Below are 16,694 nucleotides of genomic sequence, written 5' to 3'. Positions count from 1 at the left end.
CCCCGCGGCGCGGGCCGCGGGGTCAGCCGCCGAGCGTGACCGTCCAGGACGTGGGCGCCCCGTCCTGGATGTGGCCGTCGACGGGCGCCGCGCCGGTGGGGCCGACGTCGTCGTAGGGGAAGGCGTAGCCGATGTCCGCGTGCTCGTGCACGAGCCGCGCGTAGTGGTTGGTCACGGCCTCGGTGTAGTACTGGTCGGGCTTGACCCCGTCGGGCTGGTTCCCGCCGCCGGTGACCAGCAGGCTGCTGCGGTTGATCGCGGCGGCGATACGGGCCGCGACGGCGCCGCGGGCGTCCGAGCCCGAGTTGTACAGCGGGCCGCTCGCGCAGCCGAAGATGTCGACGGCGCTCGGCTTGGTGAACGGCACCCCGTTCGTCTCCAGGCCGTCGAAGACCAGCGTGTCGCCGGACACCCGGCCGGTGTAACCGCCGATGCTGCCCTGCCCGTTCACGGTCAGGTCGGCCGACTGGAAGTGGCTCCACACGGAGTCCAGGTAGGAGTCCCAGTAACCGCCGAAGTCGACGGGGGAGTGGGACGGCGCCAGCACCCGCAGCACACCGCCGGAGGAGTCGGTGGCGACGAGCTTGTCCCAGGGGGCGCCGTCCGCCGCGTGCTGGTCGCGCAGGCCGTCGGCGATGGCGCCGAGCGCCCCCGCGGGCAGCGGGCTCACGGACTGGTCGCCCGCGCTGCCCGAGCTCGCCATCGAGACCGGGAGCCCGACCATGTCGACGTAGCTGATGTTCGCGTACAGGTTGGCGCTGTTGTACGTGAACTCGCAGAACGTCCAGTTGGTCTGCCAGTTGGCGTCGTCGGAGACGAGGGCGGGCTGCACGAGGCCGGGCACGCCGCCGTCGCCGCCCGGCGGGTTGACGAAGAACTGGAGCTTCTTGCCGACGGAGAACCAGACGCGGCCGCCGGTGACGTAGTCGCCGAGGGTCAGCTGGGTGGCGGCGGAGCCCGAGGCGCCCAGCGTGATCGCGTAGTCCTGCACCGGGGTCTGCACGGAGGACGGGCTCGGCAGCCGCTGGAAGGCGCCGCCCGAGTCGACGAACCCGGGCCAGCCCGAGTCGTCGGAGCCGCTGATGTACGCGTAGACGGTGCCGCTGCCCGAGTTGTTGCGCAGCGAGAGCGGCAGCGAGGGACCGGCGGCGGACGCGTGCTGCGTCAGCATCCGCGGGGCGAGCGGCGAGGCGAGGGCTGCCGCTGCGCCGGTCGCACCGGCTGTGGCGAGAAATGAACGTCGTGAGAGCAACGTGTTCCTCCTCCGAGGAGGCCGAGACGGGTGGGGGGAGGCTTCCGCGGAGTGGTGGGGTGCGCGGAAGTTCCGAACACTATTGGTCTAGGCCTGGCATCGCGTCAAGGGCGGAATCGTTCTGCCTGATCAAGAGCCCCCCACGTCCGGCTCCGGGCGGCGGACGGCCCGGCCGGGGTGCGCCCCGCCGCCTCACGGTGCCAGCGGCGCGGTCCCGCCGCGTGTGGACTCGCGCGCCTGGAGCCAGTGCGGGGCCACGTGCACCTCGAAGGGCAGGGGGGAGTCCGAACGGATGCGGGCCGCAAGGCACTTCACGGCCAGGGATGCGATGCCGGCCAGGTCGGGGACCACGGTGGTCAGGGACGGCGTGCTGTACAGCGCCTCCTGGGAGCCGTCGATCCCGGCGAGCGCGATGTCGCCCGGCACGCCGAGCCCCGCCTCGTGCAGGGCGCGCTGCGCGCCGACCGCGAGCATGTCGCTGAAGCAGAACACCGCGTCGGGCCGGGCGCCCTGGGGGAGCCCGAGGAGCGCGCGCATCGCGAGCAGGCCGTTGCGGCGGTCGAACTCCTTGACGCGGGGCGCGAGCCGCGGATCGAAGGGCAGGCCGGCCGCGTGCAGCGCCTGCTGGAAGCCTTCGAGCCGCTGCCGGCTGGTGGCCGACGCCTTGTGGTCCACCCCCACCGCCGCGATCCGGGTGCGGCCGAGGCCCGCGAGGTGCGCCGTGGCCTCGCGCGCCGCCGCGACATTGTCGATGAGCACGTGGTCGGCGACCACGTGCTCATCGTCGAAGCTGCGCTCGCCCAGCAGCACCAGCGGGAACTCGTCGGCGACCGGGGCCAGTTCCGCGGTGGTGACATGGAGCGGCGAGAGGATCACGCCGTCGAGCAGCGAAGCGCCGACGCCGGTGGCGAGCCGCAGCTCCTCCGCCGGGTCCCCGAGCGTCTCCTCGATCAGCACGGTCAGGCCGAGCGCCGTGGCCTCCGTCCGCACGTGGTGGGCCAGGTCCGCGAAGTACGGCGTGGTGAGCTCGGGGACGGCGAGCGCGATCAGGCCGCTGCGCCCCGTGCGCAGCCGCCGCGCCGACGGGTTGGGCCGGTAGCCGAGTTCGTGCACGGCGCGCATCACCCGCTCCCGCGTGGCAGGAGAGACCCTCGGGGCATCGCGTACAACGTTGGAAACTGTCTTGATCGACACCCCCGCGCGCTCTGCCACGTCCTTGAGCGTCACTGCTGCCACCGCACGGCTCCCTTGCTGGACATCCCCTGGATTATGCACACAGGTGGCAGATTCTGTCAGTCGAGGCCCTCGGGCCGCACCCGCTCCCGCGGGATCGCCGACCGTATTCGCGCCAAAGGGTTGACCTCGTGGATACCCAGTGGTTACAACGTTGGAACCGATGGCAAGCGGTTGCTGTCGGCCAGGGCGGCGATGCCCGTGCCCCGGACGGGGGCGCAGGCCAGGCGCGTGCGCCGCCGCCCTACCCACCGTCCGCCTCACGAGAGGGACCGCATGTCTCGGCATCGATCGAACGCCCCGCTGCGCACGGCCGTGGTCGGCACCGGAGGCATCGCGCGCTCCAGCCACCTGCCCGCCCTGCGGACGCTGGCGGCCGAGGGGCGCACGGAGGTCGTCGCCGCGGTCGACGTGGACGAGCGCGCGGTACGCGCCTTCGCCGACGAGTTCGGCATCCCGCACGCCGCCACCGGCCTCGAAGCCGCCCTCGCCGACGTGCGCCCCGACCTCGTGGTGCTGTGCACACCGCCCGCCGTGCACCGGGAGCAGTCCGTGGCCGCGCTGCGGGCGGGGGCGTGGGTGTGGTGCGAGAAGCCGCCGTGCCCCTCGCTCGCCGACTACGACGCCGTACAGGCCGCGGAGCGGGGCGGCGACGGCGACCCGTACGCCTCCATCGTCTTCCAGCACCGCTTCGGCTCGGGCGCGCGGCATGTGCGGCGGCTGCTCGCCGGGGGCGCGTTCGGCCGGCCGCTCGTGGCCCACTGCCAGACCACCTGGTACCGGGACACCGCCTACTACGCCGTGCCGTGGCGCGGCCGTTGGGCCACCGAGGGCGGCGGCCCCGCCATGGGCCACGGCATCCACCAGACGGACCTGCTGCTCGACCTGATGGGCCCGTGGAGCGAGGTGAGCGGCATGGCGGCGAGGCTGGTGCACGACGTGGAGACCGAGGACGTCTCCACCGCGCAGGTGCGCTTCGCGAACGGCGCGCTCGCCACCGTCGTCAACAGCGTGCTCAGCCCCGACGAGGTCAGCCGCATCCGCATCGACTGCGAGCGCGCCACCATCGAGGTCACCCACCTCTACGGCTACCGCAACGCCGACTGGCGCATCACACCGGCGCCCGGCGTCCCCGAGGAGACCGCGGCACGCTGGCGCGACTTCGGCCCGGACGAGCCGAGCTCGCACCTCGCCCAACTGCGCGCCCTCGTCGCGGACATCGAGGCAGGGCGGCGCCACCCCACCAGCGGCGAGGGCGGCCGGCGCACGCTCGAGTTCATCACCGCCCTGTACAAGTCCGCGTTCACCGGCACCGCCGTGCGCGCCGGCGACGTCGCACCGGGCGACCCCTACTACACCGAACTGCACGGCGGCGCCCCGGGCTGGGCCCCGGCCGGCTCCCCGAAGGAGGAGGACCGCGCATGACCCTGGCACTGACCCACGCCCACGGCGACCGGATCACCGTGACCCACGAGGCCACAGGCACCGAGCTGTTCGCCTACGTCTACCGCCCCGAGGCCGCGTGGGAGGCACCCAAGCCGTACCTGCACCCGCTGCGCACCCTGTCGGGCGCGCTCGTCACCGACTACCGGCCCAACGACCACCGCTGGCACAAGGGGCTGCAGCTGACCGCCTCCCACCTGTCGGGGCAGAACCTGTGGGGCGGCAACACCTACGTGCACGGCGAGGGCTACCTCCCCCTGCCGGAGAAGGTCGGCTCGATGGCGCACACCGCCTTCGAGGAGGTACGCGCGCAGGGCGATCGCGCGGTCATCGCCGAGCGCCTGACCTGGCACCCGCACGGCGGGGAGCTGTGGGCCGAGGAGGAGCGCAGCGTCGAGGTCTCCGACGTCGACACGGACGCCGGGAGCTGGACGCTGACCTGGAGCTCGGCCGTCACCAACCGGCGGAGCGAACCGCTGCGCCTCGGCAGCCCCACCACCCACGGCCGCCCCGCCGCCGGCTACACCGGCCTGTTCTGGCGCGGACCGCGCGCCTTCCGCGACGGGCGGGTCTTCACCGCCGAGGCCGAAGGCGGCGACCTGATGGGCAGCCAGGCGGACTGGCTCGCGTACACCGGCGAGCACGACGGGCGCGACGGCCACGCCACCCTCGTCTTCGAGCACGACCCGGCCAACGACCACACCGGCGCAGGAGGCACCCACCCGGCGCACTGGTTCGTGCGCAGCGACCCGTTCGCCGCCGTCGCGCCCTCCTGGGCGTTCCACCAGGAACTCGTCCTCGCCCCCGGCGACACCCTCGCCAGGCGCTACCGCGTCACCCTCGCCGACGGCGCGTGGGACCGCGACCGGGTCGCCGCACACCTGCGGGGGCTCCCGTGGTGAGCGGCGCGTACGACGGCTTCCCCGGCGCGGTCGGCGTCTCCAGGCTGCGGGTCTACGACTGGCCCACGGTGGACGGCGGGCCCGGGGGCGGCACCCCGCACCTCCACCTCACCTGCACCGAGGGGTACGTGGTGACGGCGGGCACCGGCACGGTGCAGACCCTCACCACCTCGGGCTACCGGGAGACACCGCTCGAAGCGGGCACCGTCGCCTGGTTCACGCCCGGCACCATCCACCGCCTGACCAACCGCGGCGGCCTCGAAATCACCGTCGTGATGCAGAACAGCGGACTGCCCGAGGCCGGCGACGCGGTGCTCACCCTGCCGCAGCACCTCCTCACCGACCCCGGCACGTACGCCGAGGCCGTACGGATCCCTGCCGACGTGCCGGAGGCGGACCAGGCAGAGGCCGCGCGCGCCCGCAGGGACCTGGCGACCCGCCGCTTCCTCGAACTGCGCGAGGCCGCCGAGCGCGGCGACCCCGAGCCGCTCGCCGCCTTCCAGCGGGCCGCCGCAGCCCTGGTGCACCCCCGGCTCGACGCGTGGGAGCAGCGCTGGCGCGCGGGCGCCCGCGCGGCGGCCGAGACGACGGGCGCCCAGCTCGACGCCCTGCGCGGGCGGGACGCGGCCCATCTGACCGAGGCCCGGGTCGGCGCCACAGGTCCTGCCGCCCGCGGACGCTTCGGCATGTGCGGCCGCCTCGACGTCTACCCGGGGATCTGACCGGCGCGCCCCGCCCGCCGGGACTTCGCGGACACGACCCAGCACAGCACCGGGCGGCGGGCCCGGCACGCACCGCACGCCCCCGCCTCCCCCTCTTCCTCCTCGTACCCCCGGAAGGCCCCCATGCCCGAGCCCAGAAGCGGCGGGCACCGACCCCCGAGCCGCCGCGCCGTCCTGGCCACGGCAGCCGTCGGTCTCGGTACCGCCCTGACCACCGCGCTCTCCTCCTGCTCCGCAGCGGGCGGAGGGACGTCCGGCGGTGTCACCCTCACCTTCGCCTGGTGGGGCAACGACGACCGCGCCGCCCGCACGCAGCAGGCCGTGCGCCTCTTCGAGAAGGAGCACCCCGGCATCACCGTCCGCACGTCCAACGCGGACTTCGCCTCGTACCTGCAGAAGCTGGCCACCCAGGCCGCGGGCGGCGGGATGCCCGACGTGGCGCAGCTCGACTACCGCCAGATCTCCCAGTACGCGGGCGGTGGCGCCCTGCTGCCGCTCGACGACGCCATCGGCGGGGGCACGCTCCGCACCGCCGAGATGGACGAGGTCTTCCTGCGCACGGGCACCTTCGGGGGCAGGCAGTACGCCATGCCCATGGGCCGCGGCATCACCGGGTTCGCCTACGACACCGCCGTCTACCGCAAGGCCGGCCTCCGCACGCCGCCACCGCCCAGCTGGACCTGGGACGACTGGGCCGAGGCCGGCAGGAGGATCGCCGGGCTGCGGCTGCGCTCCCCCGACGGGCGGACCGTCAGCGGCGCCAACGACTGCGGGCCCAACGAGGACGTCTTCGAGGACTGGCTGCGCAGCCGCGGCGGGCGGCTCTACGCGAGCCAGACCCGGCTCGGCTTCACCGAGGACGAGCTCACCGAGTTCTGGACGTTCTTCGACCGGCTGCGCAGGCAGGGCGCCGTGGCGGCGGCCCGCGACACCACGCAGGCGGCCTCCACCGAGACCTCGCCCATCGGCCGGGGCCTGGCCGCCGCCGACTACACCTGGGACGCGCCGTTCCCCGGATACACGGCGCTGCTCGGCGACCAGGTGCACTTCGCGCCCGTACCGACCCTCGGCGGCCGCGCGGGCCAGTACTTCAAACCCTCGATGCTGGTGGGCATCGGCGCGCACACCGCCCACCCGAAGGAGGCGGCCAGGCTCGTGGACTTCCTCCTCAACGACCGGCGCGCGGGCGACATCCTCGGCTTCACCCGCTCCACACCGCCCAACCGGACCGTCGCCGCCCGCGTCGCCACCACCCTCAAGGGCGCGGAGCGGGAGATCTACGACTACGCCGAGGCCATGGCGAAGTACGGCCTCGCCGCCCCGCCGAGCGCACCGCCGCGCGGCGACGTCGCCGTCCAGTCCGCCTTCACCCGCACCTACCAGCGGGTCATGTTCCAGCTCGCCACGCCCCGGCAGGCGGCGCGCGAACTCATCGACGAGGCCAACCGGGAGCTGCGGTCATGAGCACAGTGTCGACCAGGGCGCCCGCGCCCGCCGAGCACACCGCAGGCCCGCGGCGCGCCGGAAGCCGCCGCGGCAGGAGGGAGAAGCAGTGGCCCGCCTATGTGTTCCTCTCGCCGTGGATGATCGGCGCGGTCGTGCTGACCCTGGTGCCGATGGCCGTGTCGCTGTACCTCTCGTTCACGGACTACAACCTCTTCGACCCGCCGCACTGGGTCGGCCTGCGCAACTACACCCAGATGCTCACCGAGGACCCGCGCTACTGGCGGTCCGTCGGCACCACCCTGCTGTACGTCGTCATCGCCGTCCCCCTGAAGCTGGCGCTCGCGCTCGGCGCCGCGATGCTGCTGAAGAACCTCGGCCGCGGCCGGGCCTTCTACCGCTCCGCCTTCTACGCGCCCTCCCTGCTCGGCGCGAGCATGTCCATCGCCCTGGTGTGGCGCGCCCTGTTCAACGACGGCGGCTCCGTCTCGCACGTCCTGGACGCCGTCGGCATCCACACCGGCGGCTGGGTCGGCAACCCGCACCTCGCGGTGTACGCGGTGGTGCTGCTGACGGCCTGGCAGTTCGGCGCGCCCATGGTCATCTTCCTCGCGGGCCTCCAGCAGATACCGTCCGACCTCTACGAGGCCGCCGCACTCGACGGGGCGGGCCGCCGGCGGCAGTTCGCCTCCGTCACCGTGCCGATGCTCTCGCCCGTCGTCTTCTTCAACCTGGTGCTCGAGACCATCCAGTCCTTCCAGGTGTTCACCCCCGCCTTCGCCATCAGCGGAGGCAACGGCGGACCCGCGGACTCGACCATGTTCTACACGCTGTACCTGTACGAACGCGGCTTCACCGCCTCGCACATGGGCTATGCCGCGGCGATGGCCTGGCTGCTGCTCGTCGCCATCGGAGCCGTCACCCTGATCCTGTTCAAGACGTCCCGCTCCTGGGTCTTCTACGCGGACGAGGAGGGACGATGAACCCCGCCGTCAAGCGCAGGCTGCCGCACGCCGTCGCGATCGTGGCCCTGCTGCTCCTGCTGTACCCCCTGGCGTGGCTGCTCGCCACGTCGCTCAAACCGGCCGACGAGGTCGTCACCAGCCTCGACCTGTGGCCCAGCCACCTGGAGTGGTCCAACTACACGACCGCGCTCGACGGCGTGTCCGGCATCTCCGTCACCCGGCTGCTCGGCAACACCCTGCTCATCGCGGTGGGCGCGGTCGTCGGCAACGTGCTGTCCTGCTCGCTGGCCGCGTACGCCTTCGCCAGGCTGCGCTTCCGCCTGCGCAAGCCGATGTTCGGCTTCATGGTGGCGACGCTGATGCTGCCGCACCACGTCGTGCTGATCCCGCAGTACATCATCTTCAACCGGCTCGGCCTCGTGGACACCTACTGGCCGCTGATCCTGCCGAAGTTCCTCGCCACCGAGGCGTTCTTCGTCTTCCTCATCGTCCAGTTCATGCGCAACCTGCCGCGCGAACTGGAGGAGTCCGCGAGGATCGACGGCTGCGGCGCGTTCCGCACCTACTGGGCCATCACCCTGCCGCTGAGCAGGCCCGCGCTGATCACCACGGCCATCTTCACCTTCATCTGGACGTGGAACGACTTCTTCACACAGATGATCTACCTCTTCGCGCCGGAGAAGTTCACCATCACCCTCGCCCTGCGCAGCTTCGTCGACCAGTCAAGCACCTCCGCGTACGGACCGATGTTCGCGATGTCGGTCATCTCCGTGCTGCCGATCGTGCTGTTCTTCTTCGTCTTCCAGCGCTACCTGGTACAGGGCATGGCCACCTCTGGACTGAAGGGCTGAAGCGATGTCCCAGGGACGCGCCACGACCCAGGCACCCGCCACCCTGCCGCCCGGCGAGCGCAGGGACCCCGGAGAGGTCTTCGGGGGCGGCTTCACCCTCTTCGCCGACATGCTGCTCGTCGGCCTGCTCACCAGCCTCGCGTGCCTGCCGGTCGTGACGGCGCCCGCGGCGTTCGCCGCCGCGTCGGCGACACTGCGCGGGGCCGCGCACAGCGGCGTGCCGGTGCGGGCCGCCGGGTACACAGGCCACCTGCGCGCGCACCTGTCCGCCAGGTCGCTCGCCTGCGGCCTGGTGCCGCCCGCGCTCGCCGTGCTCCTGCTCCTCGACGCGAGCCTGCTGGCGAGCCCCCTGCCGGGGGCGCGCCTTCTGGCCCCCGTGCTCGTCCTGCTCGTCCTGGGCGCCGCCGTCGTGGCGCTGCGCACCACGGCGCTCGAAGCCCCGCACCGGCTGTCGGCGCGCGAGGGCCTGCTGCGCGCCGCCGCCGACCCGCGCGGCTCCCTGCTCCTCGCGGGCGGTGCCCTGCTCGCCGGGGTGCTCGCCTGGTCGATCCCGCTGCTCGTGCCCCTCCTGCCCGGGCCCCTCGCCTTCGCGGCGACGGTCGTCGACCTGCGCTTCACGGCCCACCGCGGGAGCGCCTGAACCGGCGCGGGCCCGGCCGAGCGCCGGTCCGGGCCCCCGCATCCGCACCCCGCGCCCGTACCCCGTACCCCGCACTCAGCGCATCCGCACCCGCACGCAACCGAGTACGACACCTCCGGAGTTCCCGCATGCCGCTGTCCTTCAGTCACGTCGATGTCGCAGGCCACCCCAGGCCGCAGTTGGTACGGGAGGTGGACTGGCACGACCTGAGCGGGCCCTGGGACTTCGCCCACGACGACGCGGACCGGGGCCGCGACGAGCGGTGGATGGACCCGGCGGCGCCGGCCGAGGACCCGTTCACCCGGACGATCACGGTGCCCTTCCCGCCCGAGTCGCCCGCCTCCGGCATCCACGACACGGGCTTCCACCCCGTCCTGTGGTACCGGCGCACCCTCGACGCCGTGCGCCCGGGGCCGGGGCTGCGGCTGCTCGCGCACTTCGGGGCGGTCGACTACCGTGCCGAGGTCTGGCTCAACGGGCAGCATCTCGCCTCCCACGAGGGCGGCCACACCGGATTCACCTGCGACCTGACCCGGGCGCTGGCCGAGGAGGGGCCGCAGGTGCTGGTGGTACGGGCCGAGGACCAGCCCAGGGACGCGTCCCAGCCCCGCGGCAAACAGGACTGGCGCCCCGAGCCGCACACCATCTGGTACCACCGCACCTCGGGCATCTGGCAGCCCGTCTGGCTGGAGACCGTACCGGAGCAGCACCTCACCCGCCTGCACTGGACCCCCCAGGTCGCCCACGCCCGCGTCCAGTGCGCCCTCCAGTTGGCACGCTGGCCCGAGCGCCCCCTGCACGCCACCGTCCGACTGCGCCTGGGCGAGCGCACGCTGGCCCACCAGCAGGTCCGCGTCGAGGAGCAGCAGGCGGTGTTCGACATCGCCGTACCCGCCCTGCGCCACGGCCAGGACCTGGGCGACCTGCTGTGGAGCCCCGACGCCCCGCACCTGGTCGACGCGACCGTCACCCTCACCGAACCCGGGCGCGAGGAAGCCGTGGTCGACGAGGTGGGCTCCTATCTCGGACTGCGGGAGGTGGGCTGGAGCGACGGGGTCTTCCTGCTCAACCACAAGCCCTGCTTCCTGCGCATGGCGCTCCAGCAGGGCTACTGGCCGCAGTCCCATCTCGCCGCCACCCATGAGGACCTGCGCCGGGACGCCGAACTCGCCAAGCGGCTCGGGCTGAACGGGCTGCGCATCCACCAGAAGATAGAAGACCCGCGCTTCCTGTACTGGGCGGACCGCTACGGGCTGATGCTGTGGGAGGAGATGCCCTCCGCCTACGCCTACACCGCCCCCACCGTCGAGCGCGTCACCGCGGAGTGGACCCAGGCCGTGCTGCGCGACATCGGCCATCCCTCGATCGTCGCCTGGGTCCCCGTCAACGAGTCCTGGTCCGTGCCCAACCCGTCACTCGTCCCGGCCCAGCGCCACTTCATGGACGCGCTCTACCACCTGACCAAGGCCCTCGACCCCTCGCGCCCCGCCGTCTCCAACGACGGCTGGGAGATCTCCACCGCCGACATCTGGGGCGTCCACGACTACACCCAGGACGCCTCGACCCTCACCCGGCGCTACCGCCATCCCGCCCTGCGCCAGGGCGAGTTCACCACCCCCTGGCCCGGCGCCAAACGCCTCGTCCTGGACGGCACCCGCCACCAGGGCCAGCCCGTCGTACTCAGCGAGTTCGGCGGCGCCACCCTCGAACCCGCCCAGGGCGAGAGCGTCTTCGCCTATGACACCCTCACCACCACCGAGGACTTCGCCGAGCGCCTCACCGCCCTGGTGACCGCGGCCACCCGCTCCCAGCTCGCCGGGTACTGCTACACGCAGCTCACCGACACCCTCCAGGAGACCAACGGCCTCCTCACCCCCGACCGCACCCCCAAGATCCCCCTCGACCGGCTCCGCGCCGTCCTCACCCTGCCGCACACCGACTAGGGGCACTCCCGCGGGCCCGGCGGGGCGGGCGCCTCACCGGGCGGGGCGCGGCCCCGCCGGCGCGGGGGCCGCGGGGCCGTCGGCGAGCAGCGGCAGCAGGCGGCCCGCGACGACGCGCCGCGGGGTGAAGCGCACCCGGCGTCCGGTACCGCCGTCGTCGCCCGGCGCGCCCGGCGCCCCCCACTCGACCTCGGCGCGGCCGGAGAGGTGCAGGGTGCGGCCGGCGGCGAAGTCGAAGAAGACCAGCGCCGCGGTGGGGTCGGCCCGCAGATTGCCGAGGGTGTTGAACATGTTGTTGCCCTCGTAGTCGGGCCACCACAGCCCGCCGTCCTCGACCCGCACGAACCCCGCGGGCCCGCCGCGGTGGGAGGCGTCGTTGCCGCGGGTGGGATGGGCGGTGCCGATCAGGAAGGTGTCCGCGCCGCGGACCAGCGCGGTGTCGTCCGCGTCGAGCGCGGCCGCCCGCCGGACCTGTGCCGCGCCTGCCGCGCGCGCGGGGCGCAGGCGCCGGGGCCGGATGTGCTGGGGGCAGTTGCCGTACATCTGCTCCACGTCGACGCGCAGGCCGTCGGCGTCGGAGGCGGTCAGGGTGCCGTTGATCCGCAGGCGCCTGCGGGCGGCGAACTCCACCACGATCAGCCCGGCGGGCTGATCTGCGGGGAGCCCGTGCAGCGGGTCTCCTTCCGCGGGCACCGCCCGGACGTCGAGAGCGGTGGGCGAGGCGACGTGCAGGAAGCCGGGCGGGCCGGTGAGCGGGGAGATCCACAGGGTGCCCGTCGCGTCGCGTGCCGTCACGGCGGCGAAGGTCCGCTCGCCGAGGAAGCCGCTCGCGCCGCCCCGCAGCCGCGCGGGCGCCAGCATGCCGGAGAGCCGGGCGGCGTCCTTCGTCACGCCCGCCAGGCGCTGGACGGCGAGCTCGCCCTCGTGGAAGCCGGTGGGGGTGGGGCGTGCCGGGTCGCTCATGGTTCTTCCTTCCACGCGCCGCGGGGGACGGGCCGAGGAGCGCACGTGAGGTGCGGGAGCCCGCATACGCTCTGACGGTTGCAGGTGCATTGAACCGTTAGAACCACCATGGCATCCCGCGCGCCGGGTGTCAACGCTTGAAGGTGTCTGTAACCGTTAGAAGTGCGGTAGCCTCCCTCGTATGGACACCGCCGCGCCCCCGCCGGGCGAGCCGCTCCCGGTCGAGCTGATGAACACCGTCAGGGCCGACCGGGACGGCGTGTACGACACACTGGACCGCCCCGAGGGGGCGACGGAGTGGCTGGCCGCCGTCTCCGCCCGTACGGCCCTGCCGGCCGCGGCCGACTTCGATGCGCTCACCGGACCTGAACTCGCGCGCCTGGCAGGCAGATTGACCGACCTGCGGGGCGCATTGCGCCGCCTCGCCGCCGAGGCCACCGGCGACCCGCGCCCAGCGGCCCTGACCCCCGCCCTGCAACTGGCGGACGCCGTGGCCGCGCTCAACGCCGCGGCGGGCGAGACGCCCCACTGGTCGGCCCTGTCCTGGACGCCCGGCCGCGCGCCGGAGCGGCACACCCGCACCGGCGGGCGGGCCGCGGCCGCGGCCCTCTCCGCCCTCGCGGAGGAGTCCGTCCTCCTCTTCTGCGGCGAGGCCCGCCACGACCTGCGCGCCTGCCTGGCACCCGGGTGCGTCCTGTACTTCACCAAGAACCACCCGCGGCGGGAGTGGTGCTCTCCCGGCTGCGGCAACCGTGCACGCTCCGCGCGCCACTACCGGCGCCACCGCCACGGCAGCGCCTGACGGCACCGCACCTCTCCGACACACCGCACCAGGGAGCCCCCATGAACAGCCGAGACGCCACAGACGCCGCCGCCCGCGCCGCTGCGTACCGCCACCTCGCAGGCGACCCGGTCCTCGGCGGGCTCGTGCGGCGCGTGGGGCGGCCCGACCCGTTCGACCGGGCCGCGCGCGGCTTCCCCTCGTCCACCCCTTTCGAGGCCCTGGCCCTGCACATCGTCGGCCAGCAGATCTCGGTCGCCGCGGCGCTGACGATCTTCGCCAGGGTCACCGGGGCGGCAGGCGGCACCCTCACACCGCGCCGCCTCCTCGGCCTGGCCGAGGACACCCTGCGCACCTGCGGCCTCTCCCGGGCCAAGGCCGCCTACCTGCACGACCTCGCACGGCGCCAGGCCGAGGGCGTCATCGACGTCGAGCACATGGACGGCGTCGACGACGCCACGGCGCTCGCCGACCTCACCGCGATCCACGGCGTCGGCCCCTGGTCTGCACAGATGTTCCTCATCCACCAGCTGCGCCGCCCCGACATCCTCCCCGCGGGTGACATCGGCATCCGCCGCGCCGTCCAGGCGGCCTGGTGGCTCGCCGAGGCCCCGAGCCCGCGCGACACGGCCAGGCGCGCACTCGCCTGGGCGCCCTTCCGCAGCTACGCGTCCGCCCTCCTCTGGACCTCCCTGGGCGCGCCCGCACCCCAGCCGCCGCCCGCGTAGAACGACTCGGTCCGGGCCCGACGCTGCCCACGGGGGCCGCGCCCCCCGTCCCTGGTGAGCCGCGCCCGGCGCCGGGCCGGGGGTGTCAGGTGCGGGGCTAGTGGAGGAGGAGGTGGCCGCGGCGGAAGCGTTCTGCGGGGGTGGGGGCGCGCAGCATGCGGGCGGTCTTGGTGAGACCGTACGCGCGGGCCAGGGCGGCGAGTTCGTCGATGGGCCAGCGGTAGGCCGTGGTCACCTTGTGGTCGAAGGGACTGACCGGGTCGCCTTCCGACTCGAAGAAGGCGAGCAGGAGATGGCCGCCGGGCGTCAGGAGACGGGCGAACTCTGCAAAGTACGGGGGCAGTTCGTGCGGCGGGGTGTGGATGACCGAGTACCAGGACAGGACGGCGGAGAGCCCACCGTCGGGCAGGTCGAGCGCGGCCATGGAGCCGACGTCGAACCGCAGGTCCGGGTGGGCCGCGCGGGCGAGGGCGATCAGCGCGGGCGACAGGTCGACGCCGAAGGCGTCGAGGCCGAGGTCGCGCAGGTGCGCGGTCACCTGCCCGGGCCCGCAGCCGAGTTCGGCGACGGGGCCCGCGGGACCCGACCGCGCCAGCTCGGCAAAGGCGGCGATCACCGCCCGGTCGAGCGGCAGGTCGTCGAGCGCGTCGCGGGCGAAGTCGGCGTAGACGGCCGCCATCGCGTCGTAGGCGTCGGCCGTCGCGGTGAGATACGAGAAGGGTGAGGAGGAGAGCGTCACGGACGAGGACCTTAGCCGGGTGTCCGCCGCGGCGACGACGTGCTTTCGGTCGACCGTGGCGCGCCGGGACGCTTCAGGACGCGTCGGGGCGTCGTCAGCCGGGGGTGGTGCTGCCTCGGACGATGAGGCGGGGCTCGATGACCACCTGCGCCGGGCCCGGCGGGGTGGCCGACTCGATGCGGTCGACCAGGAGGCGGATGCTGGCCTCGCCGACCGCCGTGAAGTCCTGGCGGACGGTGGTCAGCGGCGGGGTGAGGAACTCGGCCTCGGGGATGTCGTCGAACCCCGCGATGGCGACCTGCCCCGGCACCGCGATGCCCGCCTCGCGGAACGCCCGCAGCACGCCCACCGCCATCTGGTCGTTGGCCACGAAGACGGCGGAGAGGCCGGCGCCGCCCGCGAGGGCGCGGCCCGCAAGCTCCTGGCCCGCGCGGTAGCCGGAGAGCGGCGTCCAGTCGCCCTCGATCACCGGCGGCACCTCGGCGCCCGCCTCTTCGAGCGTGCGCCGCCAGCCGCGCAGCCTGGCCTCTGCCTCCAGCCAGTTCTGCGGCCCCGCCACATGCCACACGGTACGGTGCCCCGCGGCCAGCAGGTGCGTGGTGACCATGCGGCCGCCCCGTTCCTGGTCCACGCAGACACCGGGGATCGGCAGGTCGTGGCCGCCCTCGACGGTCACCACGGGGAACGGCGGGTCGAGCGAGGCGAGCGCGGCGACGGTCTCGCCCTGCGGCACCATCACCACCACGCCCTCCACACCCCAGTCGCCGAGGCCCTCCACCGCGTCGGCCAGCGCGTCCGCGTCGAAGCGCCGCAGCGTGACCGCCGAGACCAGGTACCCCTCGGCCATGGCGGCCTCCTGGAGGCCGACGAGCGTGCTGGCGGGCCCGTACAGCGTGGGGTTGCACGCCACCACGCCCATCGTGCGGGTCCGCCGTGTCACCAGGGCGCGCGCCGACGGGTTGCGCCGGTAGCCCAGCTCCTCGATCGCCCTGCGCACCTGGGCCCGCGTCGCCGGCCGCACGTTCGGATGATCGCCGAGTACCCGGGAGACCGTCTGGTGGGAGACGCCGGCGAGCCGTGCCACGTCCGCCATGGTGGGGGCTCTGCGAGGCGTCGCAGTGTCTTCGGGGAGCCGTGCCATGCGGTACCGATCCAGAGGGGGCGGGGGTGTCAAATCGGCAAATTGTATTGCTCACTTGGAGAGGCGTCAAAGCTCCCCTTTGCGCGGTGCCGCGCGGGCGGCGGCCGTTCAGCCGTTGCCGTAGTACGCGTCCGGGCCGTGCTTGCGCGTGTAGTGCCGCGCCACCAGGTGCGGGGGAGGGGGGACGGCCGCGCTCGCGAGGCGCAGGGTGTGCAGCGCCATCTCGGCGACCGCTTCGAGCACCACCGCGTTCTCCAGCGACGCGGTCGCCGTGGGCCCCCAGGTGAAGGGGCCGTGACGGGCGACGAGCGCGCCGGGCACGGCCGCCGCGCGCTCCCCGTCGCCGCCCAGCAGGTCCACCACGACCTGGCCCGTGTGGTACTCGTAGTCGCGCGCACACTGCTCAGGCGTGAGGTCGTCGGTCACGGGCACCGGCCCGTTGAAAGTGTCGGCGTGCGTGGTGCCGAGCACCGGGACCGGCGCCCGCGCCTGGGCGAAGGCGACCGCGTACGTCGAGTGGGTGTGCGTCACACCGCCGAGCGCGGGGAACGCCCGGTAGAGGCAGCGGTGGGTCTCGGTGTCCGTGGACGGCCTCAGGTCCCCGTCCACCACGCGCCCGTCGTCCAGCGCCACCGTGACGAGGTGCTCCTCCCGCAGCTCCGCGTACGGCACACCGGACGGTTTGATCACGAACACCCCCGCGTCCCGGTCGACACCGCTGACATTGCCCCAGGTCAGCGTGGCGAGGCCGGAGGCGGGGATGCGCAGGTTCGCCGCAAGCACCTCGCGGCGCAGGGCGGTGAGCGAGTGCCTGGTCGTCATGGCGGGTCGCTGTCTCCTTCTCCCCGGCGTACGGCCGGTCCTGTCCTGGCGGGTGGTGCTGCGTGCGAGGGCGGTCGGGGCACGTACGGGCGGTGGACGAGGTGCGTACGGGCGAGTGGGCCGGAC

At 73.8% G+C, this 16,694-nt stretch carries 16 protein-coding genes; 10 read left to right on the top strand and 6 right to left on the bottom strand.

Features of this window, described 5'->3' with window-relative positions:
- Positions 1–22 precede the first annotated feature (22 nt).
- Positions 23–1,252 (bottom strand): beta-1,3-glucanase family protein, encoded by a 1,230-nt coding sequence (locus AB0910_RS02870; protein WP_366742679.1) that lies wholly within the window; start codon positions 1,250–1,252, stop codon positions 23–25.
- A 192-nt stretch (positions 1,253–1,444) separates the two neighbouring features.
- Positions 1,445–2,488 carry a LacI family DNA-binding transcriptional regulator gene (locus tag AB0910_RS02865; RefSeq protein ID WP_366742678.1) on the bottom strand — a complete coding sequence of 348 codons (1,044 nt, stop codon included), beginning with the start codon at positions 2,486–2,488 and terminating at the stop codon, positions 1,445–1,447.
- Between the two features lie 273 nt (positions 2,489–2,761).
- Here AB0910_RS02865 and AB0910_RS02860 point away from each other — a divergent pair, with 273 nt between their 5' ends.
- From AB0910_RS02860 to AB0910_RS02825, 8 genes are all read left to right on the top strand, one after another.
- A complete protein-coding gene (locus tag AB0910_RS02860) occupies positions 2,762–3,910 on the top strand; it encodes a Gfo/Idh/MocA family oxidoreductase (protein WP_366742677.1) in 1,149 nt (382 codons plus the stop codon).
- Complete coding sequence (locus AB0910_RS02855) at positions 3,907–4,830, top strand: PmoA family protein (protein ID WP_366742676.1); 924 nt, start codon at positions 3,907–3,909, stop codon at positions 4,828–4,830. The genes AB0910_RS02860 and AB0910_RS02855 overlap by 4 nt, the downstream gene beginning before the upstream one ends.
- Positions 4,827–5,552, top strand: coding sequence for a cupin domain-containing protein (locus AB0910_RS02850; RefSeq protein ID WP_366742675.1), 726 nt, complete (start codon positions 4,827–4,829; stop codon positions 5,550–5,552). Before AB0910_RS02855 ends, AB0910_RS02850 begins: the two co-directional genes overlap by 4 nt.
- Before the next feature lie 123 nt (positions 5,553–5,675).
- Positions 5,676–7,016 (top strand): extracellular solute-binding protein, encoded by a 1,341-nt coding sequence (locus tag AB0910_RS02845; RefSeq protein ID WP_366742674.1) that lies wholly within the window; start codon positions 5,676–5,678, stop codon positions 7,014–7,016.
- Positions 7,013–7,978 (top strand): sugar ABC transporter permease, encoded by a 966-nt coding sequence (locus AB0910_RS02840; protein ID WP_366742673.1) that lies wholly within the window; start codon positions 7,013–7,015, stop codon positions 7,976–7,978. The genes AB0910_RS02845 and AB0910_RS02840 overlap by 4 nt, the downstream gene beginning before the upstream one ends.
- Positions 7,975–8,811 carry a carbohydrate ABC transporter permease gene (locus AB0910_RS02835; protein ID WP_366742672.1) on the top strand — a complete coding sequence of 279 codons (837 nt, stop codon included), beginning with the start codon at positions 7,975–7,977 and terminating at the stop codon, positions 8,809–8,811. Before AB0910_RS02840 ends, AB0910_RS02835 begins: the two co-directional genes overlap by 4 nt.
- A gap of 4 nt (positions 8,812–8,815) precedes the next feature.
- Positions 8,816–9,451, top strand: a complete 636-nt coding sequence (locus AB0910_RS02830; RefSeq protein ID WP_366742671.1) for a hypothetical protein — start codon at positions 8,816–8,818, stop codon at positions 9,449–9,451.
- A gap of 128 nt (positions 9,452–9,579) precedes the next feature.
- Positions 9,580–11,394 carry a glycoside hydrolase family 2 TIM barrel-domain containing protein gene (locus AB0910_RS02825; RefSeq protein WP_366742670.1) on the top strand — a complete coding sequence of 605 codons (1,815 nt, stop codon included), beginning with the start codon at positions 9,580–9,582 and terminating at the stop codon, positions 11,392–11,394.
- 33 nt (positions 11,395–11,427) lie between these two features.
- On the opposite strand, the gene AB0910_RS02820 is transcribed toward AB0910_RS02825, so the two are convergent.
- Positions 11,428–12,357, bottom strand: coding sequence for a pyridoxamine 5'-phosphate oxidase family protein (locus tag AB0910_RS02820; RefSeq protein WP_366742669.1), 930 nt, complete (start codon positions 12,355–12,357; stop codon positions 11,428–11,430).
- Positions 12,358–12,538: 181 nt separating this feature from the next.
- On the opposite strand from AB0910_RS02820, the gene AB0910_RS02815 reads away from it, so the two are divergent.
- Positions 12,539–13,159 (top strand): CGNR zinc finger domain-containing protein, encoded by a 621-nt coding sequence (locus tag AB0910_RS02815; protein WP_366742668.1) that lies wholly within the window; start codon positions 12,539–12,541, stop codon positions 13,157–13,159.
- 41 nt (positions 13,160–13,200) lie between these two features.
- Complete coding sequence (locus AB0910_RS02810; protein WP_366742667.1) at positions 13,201–13,866, top strand: hypothetical protein; 666 nt, start codon at positions 13,201–13,203, stop codon at positions 13,864–13,866.
- A 97-nt stretch (positions 13,867–13,963) separates the two neighbouring features.
- Here the strand turns inward: AB0910_RS02810 and AB0910_RS02805 are convergent, their stop codons facing one another.
- From AB0910_RS02805 to araD, 3 genes are all read right to left on the bottom strand, one after another.
- Positions 13,964–14,545 (bottom strand): methyltransferase domain-containing protein, encoded by a 582-nt coding sequence (locus AB0910_RS02805; RefSeq protein ID WP_366742749.1) that lies wholly within the window; start codon positions 14,543–14,545, stop codon positions 13,964–13,966.
- A gap of 154 nt (positions 14,546–14,699) precedes the next feature.
- Complete coding sequence (locus tag AB0910_RS02800; RefSeq protein ID WP_366742666.1) at positions 14,700–15,746, bottom strand: LacI family DNA-binding transcriptional regulator; 1,047 nt, start codon at positions 15,744–15,746, stop codon at positions 14,700–14,702.
- Positions 15,747–15,854: 108 nt separating this feature from the next.
- On the bottom strand, positions 15,855–16,568 hold the full coding sequence (gene araD / locus AB0910_RS02795) for an L-ribulose-5-phosphate 4-epimerase AraD (RefSeq protein WP_366742665.1): 714 nt from the start codon (positions 16,566–16,568) through the stop codon (positions 15,855–15,857).
- Positions 16,569–16,694: the final 126 nt, after the last annotated feature.

The organism is Streptomyces sp. NPDC047002, assembly GCF_040704505.1.
Taxonomy (GTDB): domain Bacteria; phylum Actinomycetota; class Actinomycetes; order Streptomycetales; family Streptomycetaceae; genus Streptomyces.
This window is presented reverse-complemented; position numbering and strand designations above follow the sequence as displayed.

Bases quoted from the DNA above. Each gene is read 5' to 3' on its own strand.
- AB0910_RS02830 (WP_366742671.1), top strand. From the start codon at position 8,816: ATGTCCCAGGGACGCGCCACGACCCAGGCACCCGCCACCCTGCCGCCC.
- AB0910_RS02860 (WP_366742677.1), top strand. From the start codon at position 2,762: ATGTCTCGGCATCGATCGAACGCCCCGCTGCGCACGGCCGTGGTCGGC.
- AB0910_RS02815 (WP_366742668.1), top strand. From the start codon at position 12,539: ATGGACACCGCCGCGCCCCCGCCGGGCGAGCCGCTCCCGGTCGAGCTG.
- AB0910_RS02805 (WP_366742749.1), bottom strand. From the start codon at position 14,545: ATGGCGGCCGTCTACGCCGACTTCGCCCGCGACGCGCTCGACGACCTG.
- AB0910_RS02825 (WP_366742670.1), top strand. From the start codon at position 9,580: ATGCCGCTGTCCTTCAGTCACGTCGATGTCGCAGGCCACCCCAGGCCG.
- AB0910_RS02820 (WP_366742669.1), bottom strand. From the start codon at position 12,357: ATGAGCGACCCGGCACGCCCCACCCCCACCGGCTTCCACGAGGGCGAG.
- AB0910_RS02845 (WP_366742674.1), top strand. From the start codon at position 5,676: ATGCCCGAGCCCAGAAGCGGCGGGCACCGACCCCCGAGCCGCCGCGCC.
- araD (WP_366742665.1), bottom strand. From the start codon at position 16,568: ATGACGACCAGGCACTCGCTCACCGCCCTGCGCCGCGAGGTGCTTGCG.
- AB0910_RS02800 (WP_366742666.1), bottom strand. From the start codon at position 15,746: ATGGCACGGCTCCCCGAAGACACTGCGACGCCTCGCAGAGCCCCCACC.
- AB0910_RS02810 (WP_366742667.1), top strand. From the start codon at position 13,201: ATGAACAGCCGAGACGCCACAGACGCCGCCGCCCGCGCCGCTGCGTAC.
- AB0910_RS02840 (WP_366742673.1), top strand. From the start codon at position 7,013: ATGAGCACAGTGTCGACCAGGGCGCCCGCGCCCGCCGAGCACACCGCA.
- AB0910_RS02835 (WP_366742672.1), top strand. From the start codon at position 7,975: ATGAACCCCGCCGTCAAGCGCAGGCTGCCGCACGCCGTCGCGATCGTG.
- AB0910_RS02855 (WP_366742676.1), top strand. From the start codon at position 3,907: ATGACCCTGGCACTGACCCACGCCCACGGCGACCGGATCACCGTGACC.